Raw genomic sequence first — 15,642 nt, forward strand, 5'->3', positions numbered from 1 at the left:
GGGCCCTTTTGTATGCCCTGCGCGGGGTCGGCGGGGCACAGGGGACCCCGGGCGAAGGGCTCGAAAGGGTGTGCGCCATAATTGCTTGTGAATGTGAACGCGTTCACAAGCGTGTCCCGCTTCCTCCCGTGATCCCTCGGATTTCACGGACAAATCGCCGCTGCGGCGGCGGTGACGTAAGGAGAAGACGACGTGGAGCTAGCTCTGGCGCCGGAGACCCTGGCGCGATGGCAGTTCGGTACGACGACCGTCTACCACTTCCTCTTCGTTCCTCTGACGATCTCTCTCGCGGCGCTCACCGCCGGCCTGCAGACCGCCTGGGTGCGGACGAACAAGGAGAAGTACCTCAGGGCCACCAAGTTCTGGGGCAAGCTCTTCCTGATCAACATCGCCATGGGTGTCGTCACCGGCATCGTCCAGGAGTTCCAGTTCGGGATGAACTGGTCCGACTACTCGCGGTTCGTCGGTGACATCTTCGGGGCTCCGCTCGCGTTCGAGGCCCTGATCGCCTTCTTCTTCGAGTCCACCTTCATCGGCCTGTGGATCTTCGGCTGGGACAAGCTTCCGAAGAAGATCCACCTCGCCTGCATCTGGATGGTGTCCCTCGGCACCATTCTCTCCGCCTACTTCATCCTGGCGGCCAACTCCTGGATGCAGCACCCGGTCGGCTACCGCATCAACAAGGAACGCGGACGCGCCGAGCTCACCGACTTCTGGCACGTACTCACGCAGAACACCGCACTGACCCAGTTCTTCCACACCATCACGGCGGCCTTCCTGGTCGGTGGTGCTTTCATGGTCGGCATCGCGGCTTTCCACCTGGCCCGCAAGAAGCACATCCCGGTGATGCGGACCTCGCTGCGGCTGGGCCTGATCACCGTGGTGATCTCCGGCCTTCTGACCGCCGTCAGCGGTGACCAGCTCGGCAAGGTGATGTTCAAGCAGCAGCCGATGAAGATGGCGGCGGCCGAGGCGCTGTGGGACGGGCAGAACGCCGCCCCCTTCTCGATCTTCGCCTATGGAGACGTCAGCAAGGGCCACAACTCCGTCGAGATCTCCGTACCGGGGGTGCTCTCCTTCCTCGCCGACGACGACTTCCACTCGCACGTGCCGGGCATCAACGACATCAACAAGGCGGAGCAGGAGCGCTTTGGCCCTGGGGACTACCGGCCCAACATCCCCGTCGCCTTCTGGAGCTTCCGGTGGATGATCGGCTTCGGCATGGCCTCGTTCGGCCTCGGCATCCTCGGCCTGTGGCTCACCCGGAAGAAGTTCATGCTGCCCGAGGCGATGCGCACGGGTGAGGACGAGGTGCCGCGTCTGGTCCTCTTCAAGACCAAGGCCCTGAGCCCGCGCCTCGCCCGGTGCTACTGGATCGTCGCCCTGTGGACCCTGCTCTTCCCGCTGATCGCCAACTCCTGGGGGTGGATCTTCACCGAGATGGGCCGTCAGCCCTGGGTGGTCTACGGCGTGCTCCGGACCCGTGACGCGGTCTCCCCCGGCGTCTCCCAGGGCGAGGTGCTGACCTCGCTGATCGTCTTCACCGTGCTGTACGCGGTGCTCGCCGTCATCGAGGTCCGGCTCCTCCTGAAGTACATCAAGGCCGGACCGCCGGAGCTCACGGACGACGACCTCAACCCGCCTACCCGGATCGGTGGCGACCACGAAGACGCCGACCGGCCCATGGCCTTCTCCTACTGAGAGCGGGAGCCGAGAAATGGAACTCCACGACGTCTGGTTCGTGCTCATCGCCGTCCTGTGGACCGGCTACTTCTTCCTGGAGGGCTTCGACTTCGGGATCGGGGTCCTCACCAAGCTGCTGGCCCGGGACCGCAAGGAACGGCGGGTGCTGATCAACACCATCGGCCCGGTCTGGGACGGCAACGAGGTCTGGCTGCTCAGCGCCGGCGGAGCGACCTTCGCCGCGTTCCCCGAGTGGTACGCCACGCTGTTCTCCGGCTTCTACCTGCCGCTGCTGCTCATCCTGCTCTGTCTGATCGTGCGCGGCGTCGCCTTCGAGTACCGGGCGAAGCGGCCCGAGGAGAAGTGGCAGACCAACTGGGAGCACGCGATCTTCTGGGCCTCGCTGATCCCCGCCGTGCTGTGGGGCGTGGCCTTCGGCAACATCGTGCGCGGCGTGAAGATCGACGCGCACATGGAGTACACGGGCGGTGTCCTGGACCTGCTGAATCCCTACGCGCTCCTCGGCGGCCTGGTCACCCTCACCCTCTTCACGTTCCACGGCGCGGTGTTCGCCGGTCTGAAGACGGCCGGTGACATCCGGGCCCGGGCGCGCGGGCTGGCTCTGAAGCTGGGTGCCGTCACGGCTGTGCTCGCTCTGGCCTTCCTCGTCTGGACCCAGATCGAGAACGGGGACGGGTGGAGCCTGACCGCGATGGTCGTCGCCGCGGCGGCGCTGGTCGGCGCGATCGCGATGATCGCGGCCGGCCGGGAGGGGTGGTCCTTCGCGCTCTCCGGCGTGGCCATCGCGGCGACGGTCGCCATGTGGTTCCTGACGCTCTTCCCGAACGTCATGCCGTCCTCGCTGAACGACGCCTGGAGCCTCACGGTCACCAACGCCTCGTCCAGCCCGTACACGCTGAAGATCATGACCTGGTGCGCCGGTATCGCCACCCCGGTCGTACTGCTCTACCAGGGATGGACGTACTGGGTGTTCCGCAAGCGGATCGGCACCCAGCACATCGCCGAGGCGCACTGACGCAGTCAGTACCCCGACCGAGCCGAGCCGCAAGGGATGTTTCACGTGAAACCCATCGACCCGCGCCTGCTCCGCCACGCCCGCGCCACACGCCTGTTCATGGTGGCCGTGGTGGTTCTCGGCCTGGCCGGGGCGGCGCTGGTCATCGCCCAGGCCATGCTCCTCGCCGAGATCGTGGTGGGCGGGTTCGAGGACAGGCTCACAGCGGGCGGGCTGCGTACCCCGCTTCTGCTGCTCGCGGCGGTCGCGCTCGGGCGGTCCCTGGTCGCCTGGCTCACCGAGCTGGCCGCCCACCGGGCCGGTGCGGCCGTCAAGTCCGAACTGCGCCGGCAGTTGCTCGACCGGGCCGCGGAGCTGGGGCCGGACTGGCTGAGCGGGCAGCGCACCGGCTCGCTGGTGACGCTGGCCACCCGGGGGATCGACGCGCTGGACGACTACTTCGCCCGGTATCTGCCCCAGCTGGGTCTCGCGGTGGTCGTGCCGGCGGCCGTGCTGGCCAGGGTCGTGACCGAGGACTGGGTATCCGCGGCGATCATCGTGGTCACGCTGCCGCTCATCCCCCTCTTCATGATCCTGATCGGCTGGGCGACCCAGTCGCGCATGGACCGGCAGTGGCGGCTGCTCTCCCGGTTCTCCGGTCACTTCCTCGACGTGGTGGCGGGACTGCCGACGCTGAAGGTGTTCGGCCGGGCGAAGGCGCAGGCCGAATCCATCCGCAGGATCACGTCGCAGTACCGCCAGGCAACTCTGCGCACCCTGCGGGTCGCCTTCCTGTCGTCCTTCGCCCTCGAACTCCTCGCCACCCTCTCGGTGGCCCTTGTCGCGGTCACCATCGGCATGCGGCTCGTGCACGGTGAACTCGACCTCTACACCGGTCTACTGGTCCTGATCCTCGCGCCCGAGGCGTACCTGCCCATCCGACAGGTGGGGGCGCAGTTCCACGCGGCCGCCGAGGGACTTTCGGCGGCCGAGGAGGTCTTCGCGGTCCTGGAGACGGAACCCCGCCCGAGCGGTACGGGGGAGGTTCCCGGAGCGCTGCGACTGGAGCTGGAGGGGGTGACGGTACGGCACGCGGGGCGCTCCGAGCCCTCGCTCGCCGCCACCTGGCTCACCGTCGAGGAGGGGGAGACGGTCGCCCTGGTCGGCCCGAGCGGTGTCGGGAAGTCCACGCTGCTGAACGTGGTGCTGGGGTTCACAGCCCCCGACGAGGGCCGGGTACGGGTGGGCTCCACCGATCTGGCGGACGTCTCTCTCGAACGCTGGCGGGAGCGCATCGCCTGGGTGCCGCAGCGCCCCCATCTCTTCGCGGGCACCATCGCGGAGAACGTGAGGCTCGCCCGGCCCGCCGCCGACGACCGCGCGGTGACGGAGGCGCTGCGTGACGCGGGGGCGTACGAGTTCGTGCGAAGGCTGCCGGACGGCGAGCGCACGGTGCTCGGTGAGGACGGCGCCGGTCTCTCCGCGGGCCAGCGGCAACGGATCGCGCTCGCCCGGGCTTTCCTCGCCGACCGCCCGGTGCTGCTGCTCGACGAGCCGACCGCGAGCCTGGACGGCGAGACGGAGGCGGGGATCGTCGAGGCCGTACGGAGGCTGGCCACGGGCCGGACCGTGCTGCTGGTGGTGCACCGGCCGGCGCTGCTGCCGGTCGCGGACCGGGTGGTGACACTGACAGCCTCGGCCGGCGTGGCGCAGCAAGCCTCTGCCGCGCTGCCCAGGACGTCCGGCTCCGCGAGCGTGCCCGGCGACATCCTGCCGACCGAGCCGGCGCCCACGGACGAAGCGCCCGAGGAGACCACGTCGGCGCGCAGGCACGTGCTGACCCGGGTCCGGGACGCCGCAGGCGCCCAGCGTGCCCGGTTCGGGCTCGCCCTGCTGCTGGGAAGCCTCGCCCTGGGATCCGCCGTCGGGCTCATGGCGGTCTCCGGCTGGCTGATCTCCCGGGCGTCCGAGCAACCGCCCGTCCTCTATCTGATGGTCGCGGTGACGGCCACCCGAGCCTTCGGTATCGGCCGGGCGGTCTTCCGGTACGCCGAGCGCCTCGTCTCGCACGACGCGGTCCTGCGGATGCTCGCCGAACTACGCGTCGCCGTGTACCGCAGCCTGGAGCGCATCGCGCCGGGCGGACTGCGCGGCGCCCGGCGCGGGGATCTGCTCTCGCGGCTGGTCGCGGACGTGGACGCGCTCCAGGACTACTGGCTGCGGTGGCTGCTGCCTGTCGGCACCGCCGTGCTCGTGGGCGTCGCGACTGTCGGTTTCACCGGCTGGCTGCTTCCCCAGGCGGGCCTGGTCCTGGCCGTGGGGCTGCTGCTGGCGGGCGTCGGGGTCCCGCTCGTCAGCGGTGCCTGCGCCCGCCGCGCCGAACGCCGGCTGGCCCCCGCCCGCGCCGAGCTGGCCACCCGGATCACCGACCTGCTGGGCGGGACGGCCGAGCTGACCGTGGCGGGCGCCCTGTCGGGACGCGCGGCCCGCACCCGTGCGGCCGATGCGGTCCTCACCCGGATCGCGTCGCGTGCGGCGACCGCGACCGCGCTCGGGAGCGGCCTCACCGCTCTGATCGCCGGCCTCACCGTGGTGGCCGCAGCGCTGGTGGCCCTTCCGGCCGTGGCGGACGGGCGGCTCGCCGGCGTGGAACTCGCCGTCGTCGTCCTCACCCCACTGGCCGCCTTCGAGGCCGTGACCGGTCTGCCCCTCGCCGCCCAGTACCGGCAGCGGGTCAGCCGGAGCGCGGAGCGCGTGTACGAGGTGCTGGACGCCCCCGTGCCCGTACAGGAGCCCGAGGCACCGGCCGCGCCGCCGGCGAGCCCGTTCCCGCTGGAGGTGCGCGGGCTGTCGGCCCGGTACGCGGACGCGGCCGACGACGCGCTCGCCTCCGTGGACCTGACGCTGGAGGCGGGCCGCCGGATCGCCGTCGTAGGGCCTTCGGGGTCCGGCAAGACCACGCTGGCCCAGGTGCTGCTGCGCTTCCTGGACGCGCGGACGGGCACCTACCGGGTCGGCGGCGTGGATGCCTCGGCGCTGGACGGCGACACCGTGCGGAGGTTCGTCGGGCTGTGCGCCCAGGACGCCCATATCTTCGACAGCTCGCTGCGGGAGAACCTGCGGCTCGCCCGTACCGCCGCGACCGAGCCCGAACTGCGCGACGCCCTGGCCCGGGCCCGCCTCCTCGACTGGGCGGACGCGTTGCCGGACGGGCTGGACACCCTCGTCGGGGAGCACGGCGCCCGCCTCTCCGGGGGCCAGCGCCAACGGCTCGCCCTGGCCCGGGCCCTGCTCGCGGACTTCCCCGTCCTCGTGCTGGACGAGCCTGCCGAGCACCTGGACCTGCCGACCGCGGACGCCCTGACGGCGGACCTGCTGACGGCGACCCTGGGGCGTACGACGGTCCTGATCACGCACCGGCTCGCCGGTCTCGAAGCCGTGGACGAGGTGGTGGTCCTCGAGGCGGGCTCGATCGTGCAGCGGGGCCCGTACGCCGTACTGGCCTCGGTCGACGGGCCGCTCCGCCGGATGCTGGCGCGCGAACGGGAAAGCACCGGGCGGCCGGGAGTGGCCGTGGGGGCGTGGTCGTAGGTTGTGCCCCGCCGCTGGGGCTCTCTTCCGGGCAGAACGCGATCGAGTCCCACTTTCCAGGGCAAAAACGAGTCCGACTTTCCAGGGCAAATGTGACTAATTAGGCTCGCAGTATGTCTGAGGAGGATCCGGCCAGGAGCCTGCAGGGCCTGTCCACCGAGCTCACCGCCCAGCTGCCGCGCCTGCTCGAAGCCATGCGCTCCGTGGGGACCGGCCTCGAATTGCATTCCACGCTCGACCGGATCTGCGAGACGGCGGCTGAGCTGGCCCACGCCCGCTACGCCGCGATCGGCGTCGTGAACGAGGAGGGCGAAGGGCTCTCGGACTTCGTCACCTATGGCGTTCCCGATCCGGTGGCGCACGAGATCGGCCGACGGCCCGACGGGCACCGGGGGCTGCTCGGCGCCCTCATCCACGACCCCCGCCCGCTGCGCCTCGCGGACCTGACCACCGATCCGAGGTTCGCCGGATTTCCGCCCGGCCATCCGCTCATGCGCACGTTTCTCGGCGTTCCGATCAGGGTCCAGGGCGAGATCTTCGGCAACCTGTATCTCGCCGAAAAGGACGGCGGCGGCGAGTTCAGCGACTACGACCTGCACCTGGTGCGGGTCCTCGCAACGGAGGCCGGGATCGCCATCGGCAACGCGCGGCTCTACGAAGCGGCCCGGCAGCGCGAGCGATGGATCGACGGCTCCGTCGCCGTGACGACCGCGCTGCTCTCCGGCAGCGACGCCGACGAGGCGCTCACGGTCGTCGCGGAGCAGGCCCGCCGTCTCGCGGGTGCGGCGGCCGGCATCGTGCTGTTGCCGGCCGAGGGCGGCGGCCTGGAGATCGTCGCCGTTTCTTCGGACGATCCGGCCGACTCGCTCGGGGTGATCGTTCCGGCCCAGAGCCCCGTGGTGGGCATGCTCCTGAGCGGCGAGGCGGTCTTCGTGGACGACTCGGCCACCGACACCCGACTGATCACCAGACTGGCGGATCCGTTCGGTCCGAGCATGCTGCTGCCCCTGCACAGCGGAGGCCGGGTGCTGGGCGCGCTGGCGATGCCCCGGGCCAGGGGCGACCGGTCCTTCACGGAGACGGAACGGACGCTGGCCACCCAGTTCGCCTCACAGGCCGCGCTGGCCCTGATGATGGCCGACGCCCAGCGCGACCGGGAACGCCTCGCGGTCTACGAGGACCGCGACCGGATCGCCCGCGACCTGCACGATCTGGTCATCCAGCGGCTGTTCGCGACCGGGATGATGCTGGAGAGCGCGCAGCGGCGGTCGGACGTGCCGGAGGTGCAGACCGGGGTCGGCCGGGCGGTGGACGAGCTGGACGTGACCATCCAGGAGATCCGGACCGCGATCTTCGCGCTCCAGCAGGAGCCGGCGGAGGCGCCGTCCGGGCTGCGCACCCGGGTCCTGCGCGAGATCAACATGGCCGCCGTGCCTCTGGGCTTCAAGCCGTCCCACCGCTTCGTCGGGGCAGTCGACTCCCTGGTCGGCGAGCTGACGGCCAAGAACCTGATCGCGGCGCTGCGGGAGGCGCTGTCCAATGCCTTCCGGCATGCCGCCGCGGCGCGTATCGAGGTGGTCGTGGACGCGGCCGTCACGCTGGACGACGGGCGGAACGCGGTGCGGCTCTCGGTCGCCGACGACGGGGTGGGCATGCCGGAGGGCGGTCGCCGCAGCGGTCTGCGGAACCTGGCCCGCCGGGCGGAGTCGCTGGGCGGGGCCAGCTGGTTCGAGCAGGGGATCGGGGAGGACGGCGGCGGTACGACGGTGGTGTGGCAGGCACCGCTGTGAGCACCCCGGCGGGACCAGCCCGTTGACGGCATCGGCTGGTCTGTGACGGTGGTGTGCAGGCACCGCTGTGAGCGCTGCTGCGCGGCTACAGGGACGGGCCGGGCTCCGGGGAGCCCGGCCGCCCGCACGTCCCGGCCCGGCTCAGCGTCCCGCGAGGCTTCCCGCTCGTTCGGCGAGGATGCGCTCGATGACCACGGCCACGCCGTCCTCGTTGTTGGTGACCGTCCGGCCGGATGCGGCGGCGAGGGCGGCCGGGTGGGCGTTGCCCATGGCGTACGAGGTGCCGGCCCAGCTCAGCATCTCCACGTCGTTGGGCATGTCACCGAAGGCGACGACCTCGGCGGCCGCGATGCCGCGCTCGGCACAGCACAGTTCCAGGGTGCTGGCCTTGGAGACGCCCGGCCCGCTGATCTCGATGAGCGCGGTGGGGCTGGACCGGGTGAAGGTGGCCCGCTCCCCGGCGGCCGCCCGGGCCAGCGCCAGGAACTCGTCCGGGTCCAGCTCGCCGTGCTTGGCGAGCAGCTTCAACACGGGCACGCCCACGCCAGGGGTCTCCTCGCGGAGCAGTTTCTCCGCGACCGCGATGGTGGCACCCGGGTCGAGGTGGAAGGGCGGATAGGCGGGCTCGTAGTGGATACCGGTGGCCAGCTCGACGGCGAAGGACGTGCCGGGCGCGGCGGCGCGCAGCGTGTGGACGACATCCAGGGCCGTCTCGCGCTCGAGGCCCCGCACCTTCAGCAGCCGTCCACCGGCGTGCAGGTCGGCGACGGCCGCGCCGTTGGCGCAGATCGCCAGACCATGTCCGTGGACGTGGTCGCTGACGACGTCCATCCAGCGGGCGGGGCGGCCGGTGACGAAGAAGACCTCGACGCCCGCTTCCTCGGCAGCGGCGAGCGCCCGGACCGTGCGGTCCGAGACGGTCTTGTCGTCGCGCAGAAGAGTGCCGTCCAGATCCGTGGCGATCAGCCGGGGAGCGACAGGTGCGGACTGCTCGATAACGGTGGTCACCCGTACATTCTCGCGTACGGAAGCGCACGGGCGTGCGGAGGGTCGCACGTTTGAGAGCCCGCGGCTCTGACCTCCGAACATTCCTCCGGCATATGTCTCCGTCGCCCCGGAGTCGTGAGGAGAAGACGGGGAAGCCGGGCGGAATGGGAGAGATCCGGGTCGGCACCTGTTCATGGACGGACAAGGCCCTGTTGGCCAGCGGCTGGTACCCACGCGGCAGCCGCGACGCGGAGGGCCGGCTGCGGCACTACGCCGCGCGGTTCCCGGTGGCCGAGGTGGATTCCACGTACTACGGGCTGCCCAGCATCCGTAACAGCCGCCTGTGGACCGACCGCACTCCGGACGGCTTCCGCTTCGACGTGAAGGCGTTCTCCCTGCTGACCGGGCACCCCACTCGTCCGGAGGCGCTTCCGGCCGACCTGCGCCCGGCCTTCGCACGAGGGCGGGCCGGTGCCGATTCGGGTCTGCTGGACGAGGTGTGGCAGCGGTACAGCGCCGCGCTCGAACCGCTGCGGGCCTCCGGCCGGCTGGCCACGCTGGTCTTCCAGTTCCCTGCCCGGCTCGTGCCGGGGAGGCCGGCGGAGGAGTTCCTCAGGCAGTGCCGGGCGCGTGCCGCGGGATGGCCGGTGGCGGTGGAGTTCCGGCATCCGGGCTGGTGGCACGGGGACCGGGCCGATGCGACGGCTGCCCTGCTGACGGACCTGGACGCGGCTGCCGTGGCCGTGGACATGGCCCAGACGCTGCCGGCCTCCGTGCCTCCCGTCGTACGGGTCACTCATCCGGAGTTCGCCCTCGTGCGCTTGCACGGCCGCAGCAGCGCCTGGGGAACGGGAACCAAGGAGGAGAGGTTCCGCCATGCGTACACGACTGAAGAGCTCTCCGAGTGGGTACCGCGCGTCCGCGCGATGGCAGAGCGGGCGCACGAGGTCCATGTGCTCTTCAACAACTGCTGCGGTGACGCCGCCGTCCGCGCCGCGGACGCGATGCGGCACCTCCTCGACCTCTCATAGGGCGCCCCTCACGGCTGAGCACGGTGATTCTGCCGACCCACCGCCGGCACCCGGGCAGACGCGAGCGGCCTGCTGTCCGGGGCCGTCCGCTCGGTGGGGAGGGTGACGGCGGGTGTGCTCGGCGTGGCCGGCTGCGGAGCGGTTCACTGAGCCGGTCGCCGGATGGGGCAGCGGTGTGATCGACTCCTCGCGCAGATGCGTGCGGAGCAGGTCCTGGTGCTGTTTGCGGCCCGGGAGGCCGGCGGCCAGGTCAGGCCGCGGCGGCGACCTCCGGCATGGCGCTGCGGGGTCGGAAGACATCACGCCGGAGACGGGCCAGGCACCGGGCGCTGGTGCCAGCACCACCAGTCCGGCGCTGAGGAAGCTTCCCTCCGCGGCCTTGCGGAGAGCCGTCCGCCCAGCGTTGGTGTCCCCCGCCGAACGGCCCTGACCGATGCCGACCGGGTCGGCTCGTCGCACGCGCCTTCGGGACCTACTGCTTCTGACAGAGTGGACCCGGGAACCGTTCGAAGGGACGGCTTTCCCTGAACGCTAGGAGTATTTCCTTCAGTTCGGCGCTATGACGTAGGACCTGTGCGAGATCTGTGACGGCGGTCACGTGGCATTCCGAAGCGCTTCGGCTTTCGTCCGGTTCCTCTGCATCAGTAACCGGACCAGCGCCGGAACGCCTCGATCCAGTGCGCTCCCGCCGGGGGCGGTTGCGGCATGGGCAGTTCCGCCAAGCCGATGTCCTGAAGGAGCCCCTCGCGAACGCAACGGGCGACCAGGCGGAAGTCCTTCGTGAGCCGGATCTCGATCACGTCCACCTCGACACCCAGGACAGTCGTGGTGAACGGAACGTCCAGGTCTTCATCGATGGCCGCCAGGAATCCGTTGACGGCCTCGACCTCGTCGTACGTGTCGACGGTCGCCTCTTCGATCAGCGCGTCCAGTGCGGGGCCGCTCCTCTTTCCCACGTCGCCAGGGTAGCGAGCCTCTGCGTGCCCGGCCGTCCGCCTTCACCAGACCGCAGGCACGGTTGCGCTTCGCTGCTGGTGAGCAGTCCGGTGCCCATAAAATCGTCCTCATGCGTCTGAGCACCGTCATTCTGCCGATCCACCGCTGGGCCGAAGGCCGGAGGGCGTGGGAGAGCGCCGAGGAACTCGGCTTCCACGCGGCCTACACCTATGACCACCTGTCGTGGCGGTCGTTCCGGGACGGGCCGTGGTTCGGGGCGATCCCCACGCTGACGGCGGCAGCTGCAGTGACGCGGAGTATGCGCTTGGGTACCCTCGTCACCTCTCCGAACTTCCGCCACCCGGTCACCCTGGCCAAGGAGCTGACCTCACTCGACGACATCTCGGCGGGCCGGATCACCCTGGGTATCGGCGCGGGCGGAAACGGTTTCGACGCGACGACCCTGCTGAGGAGCGGCGAGGTCCCGTGGTCGCCGCGGCAGCGCGCCGACCGCTTCGGGGAGTTCGTCACGCTGCTGGACGCCCTGCTGCGGGAACCGGCCGGCAAGTCGTACGAGGGGGAGTTCTACGCGGCCACCGAGGCACGGAACCTCCCCGGCTGTGTGCAGCGGCCCCGCGTGCCCTTCGCCGTCGCCGCCACAGGCCCCCGCGGTCTGGCGCTGGCCGCGCGTCACGGTCAGGCGTGGGTGACCACGGGGGATCCGAAGCTGTACGAGGCGGGCAGCGGCGCGCAGTCGGCCGAGGCCCTGGGCCGGCAGTTGGACGGGCTCGGGCGCGCGTGCGCGGAGGCCGGGAGGGACGTGGCCGAGCTGGAGAAGGTCCTGCTCACCGGATTCACGCCGGAGTTCAACCCGGTCCTCGCCGCGGGCGGGGGCCGGCCCTTCGACTCCGTCGACGCGTTCGTGGACTTCGCGGGCAGGCAGGCGGAGCTGGGGTTCACGGAGATCGTCATCCACGCGCCGGTGCCCGTCGACGGGCCGGGGTTCGACGCGGCGGTGCCGGACGAGAAGTTGTTCGAGGAGATCGCGACGCGGGGCGCGGCCCAGCTGGCCGGCTGACGGCGGGCCCGGGGTCCGTATGCTCTCGGCCCCCGGCTCAGCCCGGCAGGCGCAGGAACTCGGCGGGCACCGCATCCGTGAGCCACACCCCGTTGGCGCTGACCCAGAACGTGTGGCCCGCGTGGTGCATGGCGCCCGCGTCCACGGACAGCACGACGGGGCGCCCGCGCCGGGCCCCCACGCGGACAGCGGTCTCACGGTCGGGTGAGAGATGCACGTGGGTACGGTCCATCGGGCGCAGCCCTTCGGCACGGATCGCGTCCAGGGACCGGCCGACCGTGCCGTGGTAAAGGTACGCGGGCGGTTCTGCCGGCGGCAGGCCCAGGTCCACGGTCACGGTGTGCCCCTGGCTCGCCCGGATGCGGTCGGCGTCCACGGCGAAGCGCTGCTTGTCGTTGGAGGCGACCACATGGTCGAGTTCTGCCCTGCTGATCGGAAAGCGATGGCGAGCCGCCGCGCTCAGCAGCTCCTCGATCGCCACCCAGCCGTGGCCGTCGAGTGTGAGTCCGATGCGCTCGGGCTGGTGCCGCAGGTGTTTGGAGAGGTACTTGGACACCTTCACGACGCGTCTTTCGTCCATCCCTTCATCGTGCCCCTGACACGTCCCCGGCGCATCCTCATTTCGCTCACGCTTCACCGGAACGATGTGGGGTGCAGAGGTTTGATCCACAGTCAGAGTGGCTTATCCACAGGCAAATTGGCGTCTCTGTGGACAACGAACGTGCCAAATGGGCGCTTTGGGTAACTCGTCGGTATTTAGAGGACGGTGAGCCAAGTGAGCCCAATGCTCCTTAGTTCACTTCTCGTTCGGTCGCCGCGACGATGGAGGTCTCCCCGCTGCTTACCCAACCAGTCGTGTGAAGACGCTGATTGTCGATGCGGACAACTTCACGCGACCTCGCTCGCAGCGGCGGGGGCGGCCGCGGCGGGCGCGCGTGCCGACCGATGGGCCTGCGGGCGCGGTGCCGCGAACCTGCGGAGCGCGCCCGCGAGTTCGGGGCACCCGGTCTGGTCGACGCGTGGCAGCAGGCGCCTCGCCATCGACGCCGCGTCATCCGGGTCAGCGTCGGTCCGGAGACCGGTGGTCCGGATGCCGGGTGAGGGGCTGCTCGGTCGTGAACACCGGAAATCGGAAGACCACCTGCTCCGCCCGACCCCGAACTCCCTGCGGCCGCGCCATGATCGCGATTAGCAGGTCACCCGGCGCCTGCAACGCCCTTGTGACCGCCCGATCCTGAGGTCTCGGTACACCGAACTCGTATCCTCCGAGCGCCGAGCCCGACCGCCTCGCCGTTGGCGCAGTCATCGGTCTCTCCCCCGGTCCGCGGTGCTGAGAGCTCCGAATCGCACGGACCGTGGCGCCACTGGCGTGCGCGAGATCATCCATCCGTTACACGAGCGCCAACCGCGCCGACTCCTGCCCGCGTTCGGCCTCGGAGTCGCCCGTACGCGGCCGGATCACAGCGGCGGCTTCAGCCGGGCGATGCCCCGCAGCACGCCGGGGCCGACGCGGGACAGGAAGCGTGCGGCGTGGGACTCCGGCGTCACCGGGACGACGGCCTGATTGCGAACGACCGCACGGAGGACCGCCTCCGCCACCTTTTCCGGCGGGTAGTTGCGCGCGCCGTAGAGCTTGCCGGCGCGTGCTCGCAGCCGCTGCTCCTCCGCCGCGTCCGTCCCGACGAACCGCGCCGTGCTGGTGATACCGGTGTTGACGATCCCGGGGCAGATCGCGCTGACCCCGATCGACTTCTCGGCGAGCTCGGCGCGCAGACACTCGCTGAGCATCAGCACTGCGGCCTTGGACGTGCTGTACGCGGGGAGGGCGCGGGACGGCTGGAAGGCCGCCGCCGACGCGGTGTTGACGATGTGGCCGCCCTGGCCGCGCTCCGCCATCTGCCGCCCGAAGAGCCGGCAACCGTGGATGACCCCCCACAGGTTCACATCGAGGACGTTCCGCCAGTCCTCGGGCGTCGTCTCCAGGAACGGCCCCGACAGCCCGATCCCCGCGTTGTTGACCAGCACGTCGACCACGCCGTACTCATCGGCCACCCTGGCGGCGAGCTTCTCCATGGCCTGCTCGTCGCTCACGTCCACCGCCTCGGCCCAGGCTTCCGGAGCCCCGGCTACCCGGGCCGACTCCGCCGTCCGCTCGGCCCCTTCGGCATCGCGGTCGACGGCCACCACCCTGGCCCCCGCCTCCGCGAAGGCCAGCGCCGTGGCGCGGCCTATCCCGCCCGCAGCACCCGTCACCAGCACGAGCCGGCCGCCGAACCACTCCGCGTAGGGTCCATGCGCACGGGACTCCACCGGGGCGCCGGTCGTCCGGGCCGACTCGACGGCCGTCGCGAACTCACCGACCCACGAGGCCAGCTGGTCCGGGCGGGTGCGCGGCACCCAGTGCTTGGCCGGAAGTGAGCGGCGGGTCAGCTGCGGGACCCAGGACTCGAGGTCATCGTAGAGCTGTTCCGACAGGAAGACGTCCCCGGTCGGCGTGATCAGCTGCACCGGCACGTGCGCGTACGCGTCGGTCCGCGGCCTGCGCAGCCGGGAACGCACGTTGTCGCGGTAGAGCCAGGCCCCGTGCGCCGCGTCGTTCGGCAGTGAGGGCGTGGGGTAGTCGCCCGGGGGCACCTTCTCCAGCCGCTCCAGGATGCCCGGCCACCGCTTGCCGAGCGGCCCCCGCCAGGCCAGCTCGGGCAGGGCCGGGGTGTGCAGCATGTACACGTACCAGGACTTGGCTCCCTGCCCGAGAAGCTGACCGACCCGGCGCGGGGTGGGCCGGTTCACCCGGCGCTTGATCCAGTGTCCGAAATGGTCCAGGGAAGGGCCGGACATCGAGGTGAAGGACGCGATCCGGCCCTCCGTGCGGCGGACCGTGGCGAACTCCCAGGACTGGACCGAACCCCAGTCGTGCCCCACCACATGCACAGGACGGTCCGGACTCACCGCGTCGGCCACGGCCAGGAAGTCGTCGGTCAGCTTCTCCAGCGTGAAACCGCCGCGCAGGGGCTTCGGAGCCGTCGAGCCACCGTGTCCGCGCACGTCGTACAGCACGACGTGCCACTCGCCGGCCAGCCGGGCGGCGACCCGCGTCCACACCTCCTTGCTGTCCGGGTAGCCGTGCACCAGCACGATCGTCGGCCGCTCGGGATCCCCCAGCTCGACCACGCACAGCTCGATGCCACCCGTGGCCACCCGGCGCTCGCGCGCTCCCGGCAGATCACGCAGCCGCGGGCCGCCGTCGCGGGCGGACTGCCCCTTGACCGCGAGCCGTTCGCTCTTCCCTCGTGACGCCATGCCACCGTCCGTTCGCTGCTGTGTGCGGTACGTGCTCGTCACGTGACAGTGATGAATGTGACAATGACCGACGGCCACGTCAAGGGGGATCGGGGGCCTGTGGACAACTCTCCGTGCAGGCCATGACGTGCTTGTGACAGGGGGCTGCCGTGGTACTCAGTGAGGGCCCCTTACGGGTCCCCTACAACTCGAGTCTGACGCCGATCCAGCCGTCAGGTCTGACGACCGCTG

General features: G+C 70.8%; 10 protein-coding genes. 6 read left to right on the forward strand and 4 right to left on the reverse strand.

Annotation, left to right across the window (positions count from 1 at the left end):
- The first annotated feature begins 192 nt into the window (after positions 1 to 192).
- The 4 genes from ACLQ2N_RS15415 to ACLQ2N_RS15430 all read left to right on the forward strand — a co-directional run bounded on the left by ACLQ2N_RS15415 (position 193) and on the right by ACLQ2N_RS15430 (position 8,079).
- On the forward strand, positions 193 to 1,701 hold the full coding sequence (locus ACLQ2N_RS15415; RefSeq protein WP_425813118.1) for a cytochrome ubiquinol oxidase subunit I: 1,509 nt from the start codon (positions 193 to 195) through the stop codon (positions 1,699 to 1,701).
- Positions 1,702 to 1,717: 16 nt separating this feature from the next.
- The gene (cydB, locus tag ACLQ2N_RS15420; RefSeq protein WP_425813120.1) at positions 1,718 to 2,719 is read left to right on the forward strand and encodes a cytochrome d ubiquinol oxidase subunit II; all 1,002 of its coding nucleotides are present in this window, start codon (positions 1,718 to 1,720) and stop codon (positions 2,717 to 2,719) included.
- A gap of 45 nt (positions 2,720 to 2,764) precedes the next feature.
- Entirely contained in the window at positions 2,765 to 6,289 is a 3,525-nt protein-coding gene (cydD, locus tag ACLQ2N_RS15425; protein WP_425813122.1) for a thiol reductant ABC exporter subunit CydD, read from the forward strand.
- Positions 6,290 to 6,402: 113 nt separating this feature from the next.
- The gene (locus ACLQ2N_RS15430) at positions 6,403 to 8,079 is read left to right on the forward strand and encodes a GAF domain-containing sensor histidine kinase (RefSeq protein ID WP_425813124.1); all 1,677 of its coding nucleotides are present in this window, start codon (positions 6,403 to 6,405) and stop codon (positions 8,077 to 8,079) included.
- Positions 8,080 to 8,220: 141 nt separating this feature from the next.
- Here the strand turns inward: ACLQ2N_RS15430 and ACLQ2N_RS15435 are convergent, their stop codons facing one another.
- A complete protein-coding gene (locus tag ACLQ2N_RS15435) occupies positions 8,221 to 9,087 on the reverse strand; it encodes a Cof-type HAD-IIB family hydrolase (RefSeq protein WP_425813126.1) in 867 nt (288 codons plus the stop codon).
- A 143-nt stretch (positions 9,088 to 9,230) separates the two neighbouring features.
- Here ACLQ2N_RS15435 and ACLQ2N_RS15440 point away from each other — a divergent pair, with 143 nt between their 5' ends.
- Positions 9,231 to 10,097, forward strand: a complete 867-nt coding sequence (locus ACLQ2N_RS15440; RefSeq protein WP_425813128.1) for a DUF72 domain-containing protein — start codon at positions 9,231 to 9,233, stop codon at positions 10,095 to 10,097.
- Between the two features lie 641 nt (positions 10,098 to 10,738).
- Here ACLQ2N_RS15440 and ACLQ2N_RS15445 read toward each other — a convergent pair.
- The gene (locus tag ACLQ2N_RS15445; protein WP_425813130.1) at positions 10,739 to 11,053 is read right to left on the reverse strand and encodes a hypothetical protein; all 315 of its coding nucleotides are present in this window, start codon (positions 11,051 to 11,053) and stop codon (positions 10,739 to 10,741) included.
- 110 nt (positions 11,054 to 11,163) lie between these two features.
- Here ACLQ2N_RS15445 and ACLQ2N_RS15450 point away from each other — a divergent pair, with 110 nt between their 5' ends.
- Positions 11,164 to 12,111: an LLM class flavin-dependent oxidoreductase gene (locus ACLQ2N_RS15450; RefSeq protein WP_425813132.1), complete on the forward strand. Its 948-nt coding sequence runs from the start codon at positions 11,164 to 11,166 to the stop codon at positions 12,109 to 12,111.
- A 37-nt stretch (positions 12,112 to 12,148) separates the two neighbouring features.
- On the opposite strand, the gene ACLQ2N_RS15455 is transcribed toward ACLQ2N_RS15450, so the two are convergent.
- Positions 12,149 to 12,691, reverse strand: coding sequence for an RNA 2'-phosphotransferase (locus ACLQ2N_RS15455; RefSeq protein WP_425813134.1), 543 nt, complete (start codon positions 12,689 to 12,691; stop codon positions 12,149 to 12,151).
- Positions 12,692 to 13,569: 878 nt separating this feature from the next.
- Positions 13,570 to 15,342: an SDR family oxidoreductase gene (locus tag ACLQ2N_RS15460; RefSeq protein WP_425813238.1), complete on the reverse strand. Its 1,773-nt coding sequence runs from the start codon at positions 15,340 to 15,342 to the stop codon at positions 13,570 to 13,572.
- Between the last annotated feature and the right edge of the window lie 300 nt (positions 15,343 to 15,642).

It is taken from the genome of Streptomyces sp. DT224 (assembly GCF_049844595.1).
Lineage (GTDB): Bacteria > Actinomycetota > Actinomycetes > Streptomycetales > Streptomycetaceae > Streptomyces.

Bases quoted from the DNA above. Each gene is read 5' to 3' on its own strand.
- ACLQ2N_RS15430 (WP_425813124.1), top strand. From the start codon at position 6,403: ATGTCTGAGGAGGATCCGGCCAGGAGCCTGCAGGGCCTGTCCACCGAG.
- cydB (WP_425813120.1), top strand. From the start codon at position 1,718: ATGGAACTCCACGACGTCTGGTTCGTGCTCATCGCCGTCCTGTGGACC.
- ACLQ2N_RS15450 (WP_425813132.1), top strand. From the start codon at position 11,164: ATGCGTCTGAGCACCGTCATTCTGCCGATCCACCGCTGGGCCGAAGGC.
- ACLQ2N_RS15455 (WP_425813134.1), bottom strand. From the start codon at position 12,691: ATGGACGAAAGACGCGTCGTGAAGGTGTCCAAGTACCTCTCCAAACAC.
- ACLQ2N_RS15440 (WP_425813128.1), top strand. From the start codon at position 9,231: ATGGGAGAGATCCGGGTCGGCACCTGTTCATGGACGGACAAGGCCCTG.